The following is a 15,530-nucleotide window of genomic DNA, read 5'->3' on the forward strand; positions in this document are numbered from 1 at the left end:
GGCCCGCAGCAGGTCGACGGCCTGTCCCGGACGACGAAAGGACGATCATGTCGAACAACCAGCTGCGCTACATCGCCGTCCTGACCATCCGCGACGGGCGGCTCGTGCACTATCGCGACTACTGGGATCCGATCGCCGCACAGGAACTGCTCGGTGGCGGCCTGGTGCGCTCATGATCCTGGTCATCGGTGGCACCGGAACCACCGGCCGCGTCGTCGCCGCCACACTCGCCGAGCGTGGTCACCCCACCCGGATCGCCAGCCGACGCCCCTCCCCGGGAGGCTTCCGCTTCGACTGGTACGACCCGACCACCCACCCGGACGCTCTGAGTGGTGTGCGCGCGATCTACGCCATCCCGCCGGTCGGCGAGGTCGACCCGGCACCGATCATGCTGCCCTTCCTTGACCGGGCACGCAGCGCCGGTGTCCGCCGGGTGGTTCTGCTCAGCTCCTCGGCCATCGGGCCCGCCGACCACGGACTGGGCCTGGTGCACGCACGGTTGGGTGAGCTGTTCCCGGAATGGGCGGTTCTGCGGCCGTCCTGGTTCATGGAGAACTTCGTCAGTGAGCAGCCGCACGCCGTGACCGCCCGCGATCATGGCGAGATCGTCAGCGCCACCGGCGTCGGCAGGGTCGGCTTCGTCGACCCTGCCGACATCGCCGAGGTGGCGGTGCGGGCTCTCACTGACCCCACCCCGCACAACACCGACCACATCATCACGGGACCAGCGGCGCTGAGCTACGACGAGATCGCCGCCGTCCTCACCGAGGTTGGTGGCCGGCCGGTCAGACACCGTCCGATCGACGCGGCGGAACTCGCCGCACGCCACAGCGCGAACGGCATACCGCCGGACTTCGCCCGCTTCCTCGCGAGCCTGGACACGGCGATCGCGGCAGGCGCGGAGGACCGGACGACGTCGACCGTCGCGGACGTGACGGGTCGCACGCCACGATCCTTCCGGGACTTCTGCCGGGACCGCCTGAGCGGCGGCGGCCCGACACGAGTGGCTGGTGGCCGGTGAGGAATGGCGGTCGGACTCTCAGCGAACCGGGCCCGTTGCTCGCCTCGGCGGGTCGAGGCCTGGGGACGGACGTTGCGGTGAGCGTGATGACACAGGGGCATATTGATGACTCAGGGACATCACGCTCGCCGGGGTGTTTCCTCGCGCGGAGGTCACTCTCCGTTGCGCACCGGCGCAATGCGCGGAGGTGACGTAGCCTCCCGCCATGATCGAACGGGTGAGGGTCGCGGTTGTCGGGGTCGGTAACAACACGTCGGCACTGGTGCAGGGGCTGGCTCTCTACCGTCAGAGCGGCAGCCTGGTCGGAATCCGCAGGCCGACGATCGACGGGATCGGGGTGGGGGACATCGACATCGTGGCGGCCTTCGCCACCTCCGAGGAGAAGGTCGGTCGGGACCTGACCGAGGCGATCTTCCTGGCACCCAACAACTTCCCCCGGCTGGACTGCGACCTGCCCACAGCGGGCGTGCCTGTCACGAAAGGCCTCGTCGCCGCGACCGAGGTGCCGCGGGTGGCGGCGGCACTGGCCGGCGCGGAGGTGCTGCTCTACTCGGCGCCCAGCGGCCGGCCGGAGATCGCCCAGGCGTACGCCGAGGCGGCCCACACGGCGGGTGTCGCATTCATCAACACCACCGCCGACCCGGTCGCCCGCGATCCACGCCGGATGGAGAGGTTCGAGGCGGCCGGTCTGCCGCTGCTCGGCGACGACCTGGCCAGCCAGTTCGGCACCTCGGTGCTGCACAAGGCGCTGCTGCGGCTGCTTGAGGAACGCGGCCTCACCCTGGTCAGCTCCTACCAGGTCAACCTGGGCGGCACCGAGGACTTCCGCAACCTGGTCGAGAACCCCGACACCAAGATGCGGTCCAAGCTCAACGCCTTGTCGGGGGCTGGCAGCGTTGAGGTGGCTCCGCTCGGCTACCTGCCGCATCTCGCGTCGCAGAAGGTGGCGCACCTCAACCTTGAGGCGCAGGGTTGGGGTGCGACAGCGGTGAGCCTCGACGTGAAGCTGAAGGTGCACGATCCGAGCGGAGCCGCCGGCGTCAACATCGACCTGATCCGCATCGCCGCGAGCGCGCTACGGGACGGGCGTGGTGGTCACTCTGCCGAGGCGACCTCGTTGTTCAAGTCGCCGCCCGGAACGGCGATCTGACGTCCGTCTCCCTCAGGCCGCGCCAACGGAGCGGTAGACCTCCAGGGTCTGCCGGGCGATCGCGTCCCAGGAGAAGTGCTCCACCGCGCGCCGCCGGCCGGCCAGGCCGAACCGCTCGGTGCGTGCCGGGTCGGCGAGCAGCGTGTTGATCGCGGCCGCCAGGTCGGCCACGAAGCGTTCCGGGTCCAGTGGGGTGCCGGAGCCGTCGGTGGCCTGCGCGATCGGCACCAGCAGGCCGGTCTCGTCGTCGGCCACGACCTCGGGGATGCCGCCGGTCGCGGTCGCCACCACGGCCGTCTCGCAGGCCATCGCCTCCAGGTTGACGATGCCCATCGGTTCGTAGACCGACGGGCAGACGAACACGGTGGCGTGCGTCAGCACCTGGATCACCTCGGGCTTCGGCAGCATCTCGGCCACCCAGACCACGCCGGAACGGTTGGCCCGCAGCTCGGCGACCAACTCCTCCACCTCGGCGGCGATCTCGGCGGTGTCCGGCGCGCCCGCGAGCAGGACGAGCTGGGTGTCCGCCGGCAACTCCCGGGCGGCCCGCAGCAGGTACGGCAGCCCTTTCTGCCGGGTGATCCTGCCCACGTAGACCACGCTGGGGCGGGACGGGTCGACACCGAGCCGGTCGAGCACGTCGGTGCCCTGATCCGGGGCGTACTGGACGGTGTCGATGCCGTTGTAGACCACCCGGACCCGGTCGGGGTCGATCTGCGGGTACGCGGTGAGCACGTCGTTGCGCATCCCGCCACTGACCGCGATCACCGCGTCGGCGGCCTCCATCGCGGTGCGCTCGATCCAGGCGGAGAGCGCGTAACCGCCGCCGAGCTGCTCGGCCTTCCACGGCCGCAGCGGCTCCAGGCTGTGCGCGGTCACCACGTGCGGCACCCCGTGCAGCAGCTTCGCGGTGTGGCCGGCCAGGTTCGCGTACCACGTGTGGCTGTGCACCACGTCGGTGCCGGCCGCGCCGGCGGCCATCTCCAGGTCCACGCCCATCGTGCGCAGCGCGGCGTTAGCGCCGGTCAGACCCGGCGGTTCGGCGTACGCGGTGACGCCCGGCTCGGTGCGCGGCAGGCCGAAGCAGTGCACCCGTACGTCGGCGAGGCCGCGCAGCTCCCGAGCCAGGTACTCGACGTGCACGCCCGCGCCGCCGTAGACCTCCGGCGGGTACTCGCGGGTGAGCAGATCGACGCGCAGGGAACCGGTGGCCGGGGAGGAGTCGGTCATGTGCGCACCCTAGTGCAGAAGACTCCCCGTACGAGTGGTGAAGTGGGACGCGGGTGGATAGCGTCGTGGCATGGCTGCCAAGGTGCTCGCGATCGTCCTGGCGGGTGGGGAGGGCAAGCGCCTGATGCCACTCACCACGGATCGGGCCAAGCCGGCCGTCCCGTTCGGCGGGATGTACCGCATGGTCGACTTCGTCCTCTCCAACCTGGCCAACGCCGGCTATCTCAAGATCGTCGTGCTGACCCAGTACAAGTCCCACTCTCTCGACCGACACATCACCAAGACCTGGCGGATGTCCACGCTGCTCGGCAACTACGTCACCCCGGTGCCCGCGCAGCAGCGTCGTGGCCCGTGGTGGTTCGCCGGCTCGGCCGACGCCATTTACCAGAGCTTCAACCTCATCAACGACGAGCAGCCCGACTACGTGATCGTCTTCGGCGCCGACCACATCTACCGGATGGACCCGCGGCAGATGGTGGAGGACCACATCGCGTCCGGCGCGGCGGTGACCGTCGCCGGCATCCGCCAGCCGCTGTCGATGGCCGACCAGTTCGGCGTCATCGAGGTCGGCGAGGACGGCAAGCGGATCCGGGCGTTCCGCGAGAAGCCCACCGACGCTGTCGGCCTGCCCGACGCGCCGGACGAGATCTACGCCTCGATGGGCAACTACGTCTTCACCACCCGGGCGCTCTGTGAGGCGGTCGAACGCGACGCGGAAGACAAGACCAGCAAGCACGACATGGGCGGCAGCATCATCCCGATGCTCGTCGAACGGGGCGAGGCGAACGTCTACGACTTCCGCGACAACGAGGTGCCGGGCAGCACCGACCGTGATCGCGGCTACTGGCGCGACGTGGGGACGCTCGACTCGTTCTACGACGCGCACATGGATCTGATCAACGTGCACCCCGTCTTCAACATGTACAACTTCGACTGGCCGATCTACACCGAGCAGCTGCCGTGGCCGCCGGCGAAGTTCGTCCACCAGTGGGGTGAGCGGGTCGGCCGCGCGGTCGGCTCGATGGTCTCCCCGGGCGTGGTGATCTCCGGCTCGTTGGTGGAGAACTCGATCGTCTCGCCGAAGGTGCGGGTGCACTCCTGGGCGCACGTCGAGGGCTCGGTGTTGATGGAGGGTGTGGAGATCGGCCGGCACGCGGTGGTCCGGCGGGCCATCCTGGACAAGAACGTGTTCGTCCCGGAGGGCGTCGAGATCGGCGTCGACCTGGAGAAGGACCGGCAGCGTTACACAGTTTCCGACAACGGCATCGTGGTGATCGGCAAGGGCCAGAAGGTCGAGCCGTGACCGACAGGCACTCCCCGAGGAGGATCCCGCAGTGACCCACCCCCGTGCCGGCCAGCCCGCCGAGCCCGCCGACCTGGTCGACGTGCCGCGCCTGGTGACCGCCTACTACGCCGAGCATCCGGATCCTGCGGACCCGGCCCAGCAGGTCTCCTTCGGCACCTCCGGCCACCGCGGCTCCAGCCTGCGCAACGCGTTCAACTCCGACCACATCCTGGCGGTCACCCAGGCGCTCTGCGACTACCGGCGCGAGCAGGGGCTGGACGGGCCGCTCTTCCTCGTCCGGGACACCCACGCGCTCTCCGCGCCGGCCGCTGTGGACGCCCTGGAGGTGCTCGCCGCCAACGGGGTCACCGTGCTGGTGGACAGCCGCGACGGTTACACCCCGACCCCGGCGCTGTCGCACGCGATCCTCACGCACAACCGTGGGCGGACCAGCGGGCTCGCTGACGGCATCGTCATCACCCCGTCGCACAACCCGCCCGACGACGGCGGTTTCAAGTACAACCCCACAAACGGTGGGCCGGCCGACACCGACGTGACCAGGTGGATCCAGGACCGGGCCAACGCCATCCTGGCCGCCGGGCTCAAGGAGGTCCGCCGGATCACCTACGCGCGGGCCCGGGCCGCGGACACCACCGGGGAGTACGACTTCCTCGCCAACTACGTCGACGACCTGCCGGCGGCGATCGACATCGACGCGATCCGCGATGCGGGGATCCGCATCGGCGCGGACCCGTTGGGCGGGGCGAGCGTGGCGTACTGGGGTGAGATCGCCGAGCGGCACCGGCTGGACCTGACAGTGGTCAACCCGACTGTCGACCCGACCTGGCGGTTCATGACCCTGGACGGCGACGGCAAGATCCGGATGGACTGCTCCTCGCCGAATGCGATGGCGTCGCTGATCGCCGCGCGGGCCGACTACCAGATTTCCACGGGCAACGACGCCGACGCCGACCGGCACGGCATCGTCACCCCGGACGCCGGGCTGATGAACCCGAACCACTACCTGGCGGTGGCGATCGGTCACCTGTTCCGTACCCGCACCGAGTGGGGGCCGGACGCCGCGGTGGGCAAGACCCTGGTCTCCTCGTCGATGATCGACCGGGTCGCCGCCGACCTGGGTCGTCCGCTGCTGGAGGTGCCGGTCGGCTTCAAGTGGTTCGTGCCCGGCCTGCTCGACGGCGCTGTCGGTTTCGGTGGCGAGGAGAGCGCCGGGGCGTCGTTCCTGCGGCGTGACGGCTCGACCTGGACCACCGACAAGGACGGCCTGCTGCTCTGCCTGCTCGCCGCCGAGATCCAGGCCACCACCGGCCGGAGCCCGAGCGAGCACTGGGCGGAGTTGGCCGAGCGTTTCGGCGCGCCCTCGTACGCCCGGATCGACGCTCCGGCCACCCGGGAGCAGAAGGCAGTGCTCGGCAAGCTCTCTCCGGAGCAGGTCACCGCCACCGAGCTCGCTGGTGAGCCGATCACCGCCACGCTGACCACCGCCCCCGGTAACGGCGCGGCGATCGGCGGCCTCAAGGTCAGCACCGAGTCCGGTTGGTTCGCCGCCCGCCCGTCCGGCACCGAGGACGTCTACAAGATCTACGCCGAGTCCTTCCAGGGCCCCGACCACCTCAGGCAGATCCAGGAAGAAGCCAAGAACCTGGTAGACCAAGCCCTAACCCAGTCCTGACCCCCTACCCCCACCTCCCACCCCCGGCTCTCCTGGGGTGGGGTGGGTTAGCAGGGTGGGGGGTCGGCGGGTGGGGGTAGCTCCTGGCCGCGTCGGCGTAGCTCTTCGGGGAGCAGTTCGCGGAGCTGCTCGGGGAGGAACGGCAGGTCGAGCAGCGTCATCTTCAACTGGTTGCGCTCCTGGTAGCGCAGCGGGTCGAAGCGGACCACCAGACCGGCGTCGCGCCGGTACGAGATGTCCACCGTGCCGTCCGTCGCGGCGTCGCGGAACACCAACCCGTCCATCTCCACGACGACCGGCGACGAGTTGGGCTGCAACTCCAACCGGATCTTCTCGTCCGGGGAGAGCACCACCGCCCGGGAGATGCCGGCCATCGGCGCCGCCGGCGTGATCACCACCGAGTCCGCCGCCGGGGAGATCAGTGGACCACCGGCTGCGTAGCTGTACGCCGTCGAGCCGGTCGGAGTGGCGACCACAACGGCGTCGCTGCGGTAGTAGCCGTACTGCTGGCCGTCGATGGCGAGCGTGACGCTGACGAAACCGGCGCCCGGCTGACGGACCAACGCGATGTCGTTGAACGCCACGACGTCGTCGCCGCACACGTCACAGGCGAGGCAGGCGTGCGACTCGATCGTGAAGTCCTTCGACAGCAGCCGGCTCAGCGCCTCGGGCAGCTCCGGCGGTTCGATCTCGACGAGAAACCCCAACCGACCCAGGTGTACGCCGAGCACCGGTTTCGGGTCGAGGACGGCGGATCGCAGCGCACCCAGCATGGTGCCGTCGCCGCCGATGCTGATCAGGGCGTCGGCACGGGACGCCACCTGGTCCGCCGGCACCGGTTCGACAGAGGACGGGACGCGGTGCTGGTCCTCCTCGCGCACGTACAACGTCTTGCGGTGACGCGTCGCCCACCGTTCGATGATCCCGACCACCTCGGTGACATCCCGGGTGGGGTGCAGCACAAGTCCCAGCCCCGACACCCGTACAGCTCACCACATCGGCGGCGACCGTACCCGGCGTACACCGAAGGTGCGCCGACGGCCCGCGGACCCTCGGCGCACCTCGCCGCCGTCAGGGGCGGGGCTGCCCGGTGAGGTGAGTCAGTGAGCGGGCGACCAGGTCGTCGCGGGCCGCCGGGGGGAGGCCCTCCAACCCGAAGCCCAGATACACGGTGTCCCCGGTGACCACCACCGAACCCTCCTCGAACGCCTGCTGGCTGCGCGACCAGTCGTTGGCGTTACCACCGGAGCCGGCCGGTGGCCCGGCCACCGTCCAACCTCCCAGGTCGGCGGACTCGAACGAGGTTTCCGCCACCGTCGACCCGTCGACCACCACCCGGGCGTCGTCCAGGAAGACGCCAAGACCCTGGGTGCCCCAGTCCGAGGCGTACGTGATCGACACCTCGACCTGTTTGCCGGCGTACGCGGTCAGGTCGACAACGAACTCCTTCCAGCCGCTCGACGTCCCGGTCGCCGCGTTCCAGCTGCCGGTGCTGCCGGTGGGGGAGCAGCCCGCGCCCTGGTAGTGGGCGAGGAACGGGTGCAGCTGGTCCCAACCCGAGGCGCAGCTCTCCCCGGTGACCGTGCTGGTCTTGCCGTTGACGTCCGGCAGGGTCGTCCACTCGTCGCTGCCCACCTCGTGCGCCTCGACGAAGAGGAAGTCCCAGTCCTGCTCGATCTCGTACGAGGTGAAGAAGCGCAGTTCTCCGCTGCTCGCCCCGCTGAGGTCTACGGTGCGGGTGAGCCGCTTGTACGACTCGTCGGCCTGCCCGCTGTGCAGGTACCACTCACCCGTACGCGGGTCGAACGGCGCACCACCCGGTCGGGTCCAGCCCACCGGCGCGGAGCTGGCGAACTGCGGGAACTCGTCCGGCGGCAGGAAACTCGACGTGGTCAGGAACGACGCGGTGTGTCCCTGGTTCTCCGCCGAACCGGAGCCGTTGAGCTGGCCGGTGAAACCGGTGAACGCGCCGTCGCTTCCGGCGACCGGGAACGGCTCTCCCTCCGGCGCGGTGCCGCCGTCGCTGACGTAGGTGTGCGCCCCCAACCAGTACTGCTGGAAGTCGTTCAGCAGCGGCAGGCAGGCGGGATCGTCGGCGTTCGTGCACTCCGGCGGTGCGTCCGGGTGGTAGACGTACGAACCGTTGGCACCCTGGGCGAACAACGCGTACTGGCCGCTGACCAGGAGCTTCCCGCCCTCGTTCAGGTAGTCCCGAACGGCCAGTTCGGTGTCCAACGCAGCCCTGGCCGCGGTGCCGGCGACCTGGCCGGGGGAGCGCATGATCACGTCGTCACCGGTCTCCCACACCACGGCCCTGTAGTGCGACAGGACACCGAGCGGGTGCGGGGCCTTGCGGCCCATCGCGTCGAAGTCGTACACGTCGCTCGTCCGCCCGGCGGCGCTGAGCGACGCCGCGACCTCGTCGGCGTACTTCGCTGTGGTGCCGGTCTGCGCCGGGCTGAGGCCGGTGACGTCCTCTGCGGCGAGGATCAGCACGTCCCCTCCGATGTCGGTGTGCACCCGGTAGGTGAAGTGAACGCTTGCGACCACCCCGGACCGGGGTTTGTTGCCGGTGAACCAGACCTCCACCCGGTCGCCCGGCTTCGTGCCGCCGACAGTGCCGCGAAGCTCGGCGTAGTAGTCGTCGTGCGTGCCGCCGTACCGCTCACCGCCGCGCCACTCGCGGACCGCTACGGTCTTCGGCCGCCCACCGTTGACCGTGTAGTGCATCTTCACGTTCTTCAGCGCCCGCCGGGTGATCGCGGCGACCTGCTGGGTGCGCCCGTACGAGGTGTCGAAGGCGTCCACCACGAAGTCCGGGGTGCTCCGTCCGACGACCGAGACCGGCTCGTCCGGGTCCGCCGCCGACTTGGCCACGGCCAGCGCGAAGGGCAGGTTCTTGCTCACCTCCCCAGCGATCAACTCCTCGTCGTCGGGGAAGATGAAGCCGCTGACGCAGTCCTCCGGGCGCCACTCGTCGTCGGGGTCGACCGCCGAAGCGGCCTCGCACGTGGACATCTCCGGGGTGAAGCCCAGCGTGCCGTACCGAACGGTGGCGTGGCTGTCGGTGTCACCGTTCGTGGTGTAGAGCTCGGCGGAGATGTCCGGGTCGTAGCCGGGCACCGCCGGGTGCGCGTCGTCACCGGCCATCGCCTTGTAGATCTCGTCGTCCGGGGTGGGAGTGCTCACCTGCCAACCGAGGCCGTAGAGCAGCAGTTCGGCCGCCGAGTGGTAGTTGACGAAGAACTCGAACCCGACCCGCTTGAAGAGCCGGTCCAGTGCCTTGGTCTCCGGCTCCGAGTTGGGGCCCGAGCCCCGGTAGGTCTCGCTGTTCGGGTCCGGCGACGAACCCTCGTTGTCGTACCCCCACTTGTAGCTGAAGTTGCGGTTGAGGTCGACGCCGTCGCCCGAGCCGATCTGGCCGTCGCCGTTGTTGTCCCGCAGGTTCTTGCGCCACAGGCGGTTGCCCGAGGTGAAGGTGTGGTCGTAGCCGTCCGGGTTGGCCACCGGCAGGAACCACAGCTCGGTCGTGTCCAGGAGTCTGGTGATCTCCCGGTCGGTGCCGTAGCTGTCCAGGACGTGGTGCATCAGTCGGCGGGTCATCTCCGGCGTGATCCACTCGCGGGCGTGCTGCGCGCCGGCGTAGAGCACGGCGGGCCGCTTCCCGTCCTCGACGGTCCGCGCGTTCTTGGTGACCTTCACGGCGACGATCGGTTGGCCCTGCTGCGTGCGGCCGATCGTCTCCACCTTGGTCAGCTTGGGATATCGAGCCGCTGTGGCGTTCAGCTCGTCCCGCAGGCCGCCCGGCTCCCCATAGGGCCGGAACGCCGTCCAACCCGCCGCCGCCTGCTCCCGCAGCGCCTGCGACGCGTCCTTGCCGCGTACCTTCTTCACCGCCAACGGGACGCCCTGGTCGGTCAGCCGTTTCGCCTGCCGGCGGCTGAGCACCGTCTCGACAGTCGTCTTGCCGGTCGCGTCCGTCTTCGCGTCGTGGCCGAGGTCGACCCCCGCCGCGCGTAGCTGATCCCGCTGTTTCGCGTCGACAGTGCCGACGTAGACCTCCAGGCCGTCGCGGGCGCCCGGTTCGGATGGTGGCCGCGCGCTGGCGGGTGGGGTCAGTGCCAGTGCGCCGAGCAGGGTGACCACGCTGGCGATCGCCAGTCGTCTCGGTCTCATCGCGCCTCCTTGGGTGAAGGACCTGTAGGCGCGAGCCTTCGGTGTGGACTGATCGCTGTCAATCGGTCGATGGGTGGGCCGTTGCTGCCCGTGTCGATGCCGGAGCCGGCTGTGACAGGTGGCGGGTCGTGTGGGGAGGCTCCGTCAGCTCGCGCCGGGGCCGACGCGGGGAGTGCGCCGGCCCCGGTTGCGACGGCGTCAGCGTGCCAGCGGAATCCCGGCGCGTCGCTCGGGAAGCGGACCGGGCAGGATGCCGCAGAGCCGGGCGAGCTGGTCGGTAACCTTGGCGGGTTCGTCGAACGGGTCCAGTCCACTCACCTCGAAGGGGTCCAGGACCGGTACCGTCACGTGCGAGATCAGCGGGTGCAGCGGTCGGTGGTCGGCCTCGCCCTGACCGAGCAGGTCCTCGTGCAGCTTCTCCCCGGGGCGTAGCCCGGTGTAGACGATCGGGACCGGGCTGGACGCCTGCTCGACCATGCGGCGGGCCAGGTCGTCGATCCGGACCGGCTCGCCCATGTCGAGCACCAGTGCCTCTCCGTCGCGGCCGATGGCGGCTGCCTGGAGGACCAGGTGCACCGCCTCCTGCACCGTCATCAGGTAACGGGTGACGTTGGGGTCGGTGACGGTCAGCGGCTGCCTTGCCTCGATCTGCCGTTGGAAGGCGGTCACCACCGATCCACGACTGCTCAGGACGTTGCCGAACCGGACGCTCAGGAAGGTGCCCGGGTAGGTCGCCGCCGCGTGCGCGGTCAGCATCTCGGTGATGCGCTTCGAGTAGCCGAGGACGCTGATCGGGTCGGCGGCCTTGTCGGTGGAGATGTTGACGAAACGGGCGACGTCCCGGCACGCGTCCAGCACGGAGAGCGTTCCCCAGACGTTCGTCTTGACCGCCTCGCCCGGGTGCCGTTCCAGCAGGGTCAGGTGCTTGAGCGCGGCGGCGTGGAAGACGATCTCGGGGCGGCGTTGCCGCATGATGCGCCGGACTCCCTCATCGTCCCGCAGGTCGGCGAGGATGAGTTCGGGTCCGTCCAGCAGCGCCCGCCCGGTGAGCGACATCTGAAGGCTGTGCAGGGCCGACTCGTCCCGGTCCAGCATCATCAGCTCACCGGGGTTGGCGCGCATGATCTGCCGGCACAGCTCCGAGCCGATCGAGCCCCCGGCGCCGGTGACCAGAACGCGTCGACCGGTGAGCCCGTTGTCGTCCAGGGTCAGGTCGCCGACCACCTGGCGTCGGCCGAGCAGGTCACTGATCTGGACGTCCCGCACGTCGCTGACCGTGATCCGGTGATCCACCAGCTCCCGGACCGGTGGCAGGACCTTGAACGCCGTGCCGGTGCGCAGGGTCGCCTCCCGCACCTCGCGGATCAGCGTGGCGTCGGCGTTGGCCACCGCGAAGATCACCGTGGTGGCGCCGGTGCGGCGGATCACGTCGACGAGGTGCTGCCGGCCGCCCAGCACCGGGACACCGGCGATGCGCAGGTCGTGTTTGCCCGGGTCGTCGTCGAGCGCGCCGACGGGTAGGTAGCGGCCCTTCGGGTCGCTGAGCATCGCGCGTACCAGGCCCTGCCCGGCCTCGCCGAGTCCGAAGAGGAGCACCGGGGTCGCCGAGCGGGCGTCCGGTCGCATCGCACGGTCCCGCCGGTGGCGGTGCAGGAGACGGCAGCTGAGCATCAACAGCAGCGCCAGCGCGGCACCGATCACCGGGGTGCTGGCCGGCACCGGACGTTCGCCCAGCGCGAGAAGGGCGACGAGGACGATAGCCGCCGTGGTGGCGGTGGTGCCGGCGAGCCCCCGAACCTCCTCGACGGTGCCGAGGGGCTGACGACCGGACCGAATGCGACGCAGTGCGCTGACGCCGACGTGCAGCACGGCGGCTCCGCCGCCGAGCAGTATCGCGTTGACCGCCTGATCGATGGTGAGAGCTAGCTCGTACCTCGCCCAGCCTGCGACCGTGAACCCGCCGACCCAGCCGAGGGCGTCGGCGGCGAGGAAGATGGCGGTCCGACGACTCACCCTGGCCCGGCCGGTGGCTGTCGACGCCGTTTGCTCAACCCGTTGTATCTCCGGCGGCATCTATGACTCCCTGTCCTGTCCGTGGCCGAAGATGACCCAGGGCAGGTCAGGGGCCACGAACGTCCCCCAACTGCTTAGCGGAATATGCGCCGCCAAATCCGGTTTTCACATTTCTATGACCGGTTGTCTGATTCGACGTCGGGAATCCCGGCAGGCGTGCCGTTGCCGGTGAGGCTCCTCGCGGCGGCCCAGCATCGTGCCGTCACCCCCCGAGCGATCAACATGTGCGACGCGTACGCAGGGGCGTTTCGCTCGGTCGGTTGGCTCGTTGGGTCAGGAGCGACCATCCACATCCCAAAGGGGGCCCGCGCGCGATGACCTGGCCCGGGGCTGCCCTCGACCCCGGCGGGGCGACCGGTGCGACCGAGGCGCGGATGGATCGGCCAACCGGAGACCGGGCGTCTGGCGCCCGGCGGGATCTCGTCGGTCGGGTGCTCCGCTGCTATCCGGTGACCGTCGTCGTGCTCGCCCCGTACGCGCTGCTCATCCTGCCGATGGCGGCCTTCTACCGGAACCCGGAGACCGGTTTCATCGTCTCCCTGGTCGGGTTCGCGTTGCTGGGCAGCGTCGCCGTGGAGACGATCGGCTGGCTGTCCGCACGCCCCGATCCGCGCTGGCGAGAGGGTTTCCGACGCGCCCACGCCCGGTATCCGTGGCTCTATCCGGTCGCTATCGTGGTCACGCTGATCAGTGTCACAGCGAACGTGCTCGGGGCCCACCTCGGCAGGGGAACCATCGTCAACCAGGTCTCCGGTGACCTGTCCGGCGGGCCGCTCGCCATGGTGAGCACGCTCTTCTCGGGGTGGACGGCCCTGGGCTTCGCGTTGCTGGTGGCCAGCCACCTGAGTGGTCGGCTGTCACGGGCGAAGCTGTACGGCTGGCTGGCCGTCCTCGTCGGCGCGGAGGCCTACATCGCCGTGTTGACAGCCAGATCGGCACCCCTGGTCGCGCTGCTGTTCTTCGTGGCCTCCACCGGGGCGCTCTGCGGCGTCTTCCGACTGCGCCACCTGGTGTTCTGTGCGGTGGTGCTCTTCCTCGCGTGGCCGGCCGTGTTCGAGCACCGCAACGCCATCCGGGAGGATCGCGGCGTCGCGGTGGACACCAAGGTCACCGCCACCGACCGACTGCGGCTGGATAGTCAGCTCAGCGTGGTGGCGGGCTTCGACGTCCCGGTCGACCTGGGTCAACCCGGGGTCAGCGACTACCTGCGGTACGGGTTGGTGCCCCGGGTGTTGGATCCGGACCGGCCGCCGATCTCCACCGGGCAGCGGATCAACCAGTACATCGGCGGCGGGCCGACATCGGCGTACACCTTTCTGCTGCTGGGCAACATCTGGTTCTTCGACGGCGCCGTCGGCGTGCTCGCCGTGCATGCCTTCTGGGCCGCCGTGGCGGCGGTGCTGCTGCGCTGGCGGGGGCCCCCCGGCCCGATCCGGCTGAGCCTCTTCTGCCTGGTGCTCTTCGATCCGCTGCTCTGGTCCAACACCTATCCGGACTCCACCATCAGTTTTCTGCAACACGTGGTGGCGGCGATGCCGGTCTTCGTCCTGCTGGGGCTCAGCCGTCGACCCCTGCACGGGGCACGCAAACCGGACCATGGTCGGTTGCCCACGGTCCCGGGCGCGCTCCGGTGACCGTACGGGTAGGCCGGCACGCGGTCGGCCGGGCCGACGCGCCAGCCGGTCGACGCACCGGTCGTCGGGCGCTGCTCGCGTTGGTCGTCGGCGGGCTCTCCAGCGGCGGCAACCTGCTGCTGGCGATCACCGTGACCCGACTGGAGTCGGTCGGCGGGCTGGGTCAGTTCGCCCTCGCCTTCTCGTTCTACATCGTCGGCTCCGGGTTGGTGCGGAGCACCGTCACCGACACCGTGCTGGCCACCGGGGACGGGGTCGCGTCGGCCGCCCGGCGGGCGATCCTGCTCGGCCTCGTCGGTGGCACCCCGGTCTGCGCCGCCGGCGCGGCGTACGGATCGCCCTACCTGCTGTTCGCGGGCCTCGCCCTGCCCGGGTTGGTCCTCTACGACTACACCAAGGCGGTCGCCGTCGGCATCGGCGCTCCCTCGGCGGCGATGGCCCAGGAGATCGCCTGGGCGGCGCTCACCGGGTGTGCCGCGCTGGCCGGTCTGCTCCGGGTGATCGACACGCCGTACGTCTTCGCCCTGTGGGCCGTCGGTGGTGCTCTCATCGGTGTGGTCGTCGCAGCCCGGCGCCGGTACGCCCTGGTGCCCGGCTGGCGGGTCGGGCGAGCCGAGACCCGCGTCGCGGCGGGGTTCGGTGCGCAGTTCCTGCTGACCACCGGGTCGGCGCAGCTGGCGCTGACCGCGGTGGCGCTGGTCGTCGGCACGGCGGTGGTCGGCGCGTTGAGCGCCGGGCGCACGCTGCTGGGGCCGGTCAACCTGGTGTTGTCGACGGCGGCCACGCTGATCCTGCCGCAGTTGGCCCGCACCCGTGCCGAGTCCCCCTCGGTGCGGACGCGGGCGGCTGTCCGGCTGGCACTACTGGTGGCCGCCGCCGTCCTGCCGTTGACCGTCGCGGTCGCCCTGCTGCCGGACTCGGTCGGCAAGGAACTGCTCGGCGCCAACTGGACCGTCGCCCGGAGCCTGCTGGTGCTGCTCGCGCTGGAGAGCCTGCTCGCCGTGCCGGCCGCGATCGGCTTCGCCGGGCTGCGGGTCGAGCGGGCGAGCCGGCGGGCGATCGTGCTCGGCATCCTGCTCGGCGGGCTCCGCGTACCGGCGGTCGTCGCTGGGGCGGTCCTTTTCGGCGCGCCCGGCGCGGCGGGTGCGCTGGTCCTGCTGGCCCTGTTCAGCGCGGTCGCCTGGGGCGGCAGTTACCTCCTGCTGCTGCGAGACCGCGCGGCGGACCGCGCACCAGCGGTCCAACCAGTCTGACCGCCGGACCCGCGC

Annotated in this window: 11 protein-coding genes; 7 read left to right on the forward strand and 4 right to left on the reverse strand. The window is 70.3% G+C overall.

Annotated elements, in window-relative coordinates:
* Window positions 1-47 precede the first annotated feature (47 nt).
* The 3 genes from AB0B48_RS13490 to AB0B48_RS13500 all read left to right on the forward strand — a co-directional run bounded on the left by AB0B48_RS13490 (window position 48) and on the right by AB0B48_RS13500 (window position 2,171).
* On the forward strand, window positions 48-176 hold the full coding sequence (locus AB0B48_RS13490; RefSeq protein WP_357200370.1) for a hypothetical protein: 129 nt from the start codon (window positions 48-50) through the stop codon (window positions 174-176).
* Window positions 173-1,021, forward strand: coding sequence for an ergot alkaloid biosynthesis protein (locus AB0B48_RS13495; protein WP_357200373.1), 849 nt, complete (start codon window positions 173-175; stop codon window positions 1,019-1,021). Before AB0B48_RS13490 ends, AB0B48_RS13495 begins: the two co-directional genes overlap by 4 nt.
* A 205-nt stretch (window positions 1,022-1,226) precedes the next feature.
* Window positions 1,227-2,171, forward strand: coding sequence for an inositol-3-phosphate synthase (locus AB0B48_RS13500; protein WP_357200376.1), 945 nt, complete (start codon window positions 1,227-1,229; stop codon window positions 2,169-2,171).
* A gap of 12 nt (window positions 2,172-2,183) precedes the next feature.
* Here AB0B48_RS13500 and glgA read toward each other — a convergent pair whose 3' ends face one another.
* Window positions 2,184-3,401, reverse strand: a complete 1,218-nt coding sequence (gene glgA / locus AB0B48_RS13505) for a glycogen synthase (protein ID WP_357200379.1) — start codon at window positions 3,399-3,401, stop codon at window positions 2,184-2,186.
* 70 nt (window positions 3,402-3,471) lie between these two features.
* Between glgA and glgC the strand changes: the two genes are divergently transcribed.
* Window positions 3,472-4,704, forward strand: a complete 1,233-nt coding sequence (glgC, locus tag AB0B48_RS13510) for a glucose-1-phosphate adenylyltransferase (RefSeq protein WP_088990519.1) — start codon at window positions 3,472-3,474, stop codon at window positions 4,702-4,704.
* Between the two features lie 31 nt (window positions 4,705-4,735).
* Window positions 4,736-6,379: a phosphoglucomutase (alpha-D-glucose-1,6-bisphosphate-dependent) gene (gene pgm, locus AB0B48_RS13515; RefSeq protein WP_357200383.1), complete on the forward strand. Its 1,644-nt coding sequence runs from the start codon at window positions 4,736-4,738 to the stop codon at window positions 6,377-6,379.
* 47 nt (window positions 6,380-6,426) lie between these two features.
* Here pgm and AB0B48_RS13520 read toward each other — a convergent pair whose 3' ends face one another.
* The 3 genes from AB0B48_RS13520 to AB0B48_RS13530 form a co-directional block, all read right to left on the reverse strand.
* Window positions 6,427-7,359, reverse strand: coding sequence for an NAD(+)/NADH kinase (locus AB0B48_RS13520; protein WP_357200385.1), 933 nt, complete (start codon window positions 7,357-7,359; stop codon window positions 6,427-6,429).
* 91 nt (window positions 7,360-7,450) lie between these two features.
* The gene (locus tag AB0B48_RS13525) at window positions 7,451-10,555 is read right to left on the reverse strand and encodes a M14 family zinc carboxypeptidase (RefSeq protein ID WP_357200388.1); all 3,105 of its coding nucleotides are present in this window, start codon (window positions 10,553-10,555) and stop codon (window positions 7,451-7,453) included.
* Between the two features lie 198 nt (window positions 10,556-10,753).
* The gene (locus AB0B48_RS13530) at window positions 10,754-12,628 is read right to left on the reverse strand and encodes a nucleoside-diphosphate sugar epimerase/dehydratase (RefSeq protein WP_357200391.1); all 1,875 of its coding nucleotides are present in this window, start codon (window positions 12,626-12,628) and stop codon (window positions 10,754-10,756) included.
* A 314-nt stretch (window positions 12,629-12,942) separates the two neighbouring features.
* Between AB0B48_RS13530 and AB0B48_RS13535 the strand changes: the two genes are divergently transcribed.
* Both AB0B48_RS13535 and AB0B48_RS13540 read left to right on the forward strand, forming a co-directional pair.
* Window positions 12,943-14,262, forward strand: a complete 1,320-nt coding sequence (locus AB0B48_RS13535) for a hypothetical protein (protein WP_357200394.1) — start codon at window positions 12,943-12,945, stop codon at window positions 14,260-14,262.
* Entirely contained in the window at window positions 14,259-15,515 is a 1,257-nt protein-coding gene (locus tag AB0B48_RS13540; RefSeq protein ID WP_357200397.1) for a hypothetical protein, read from the forward strand. The genes AB0B48_RS13535 and AB0B48_RS13540 overlap by 4 nt, the downstream gene beginning before the upstream one ends.
* The last annotated feature ends 15 nt before the right edge of the window (window positions 15,516-15,530 follow it).

This window comes from Micromonospora sp. NPDC049089, assembly GCF_040648775.1.
Taxonomy (GTDB): Bacteria; Actinomycetota; Actinomycetes; order Mycobacteriales; family Micromonosporaceae; genus Micromonospora.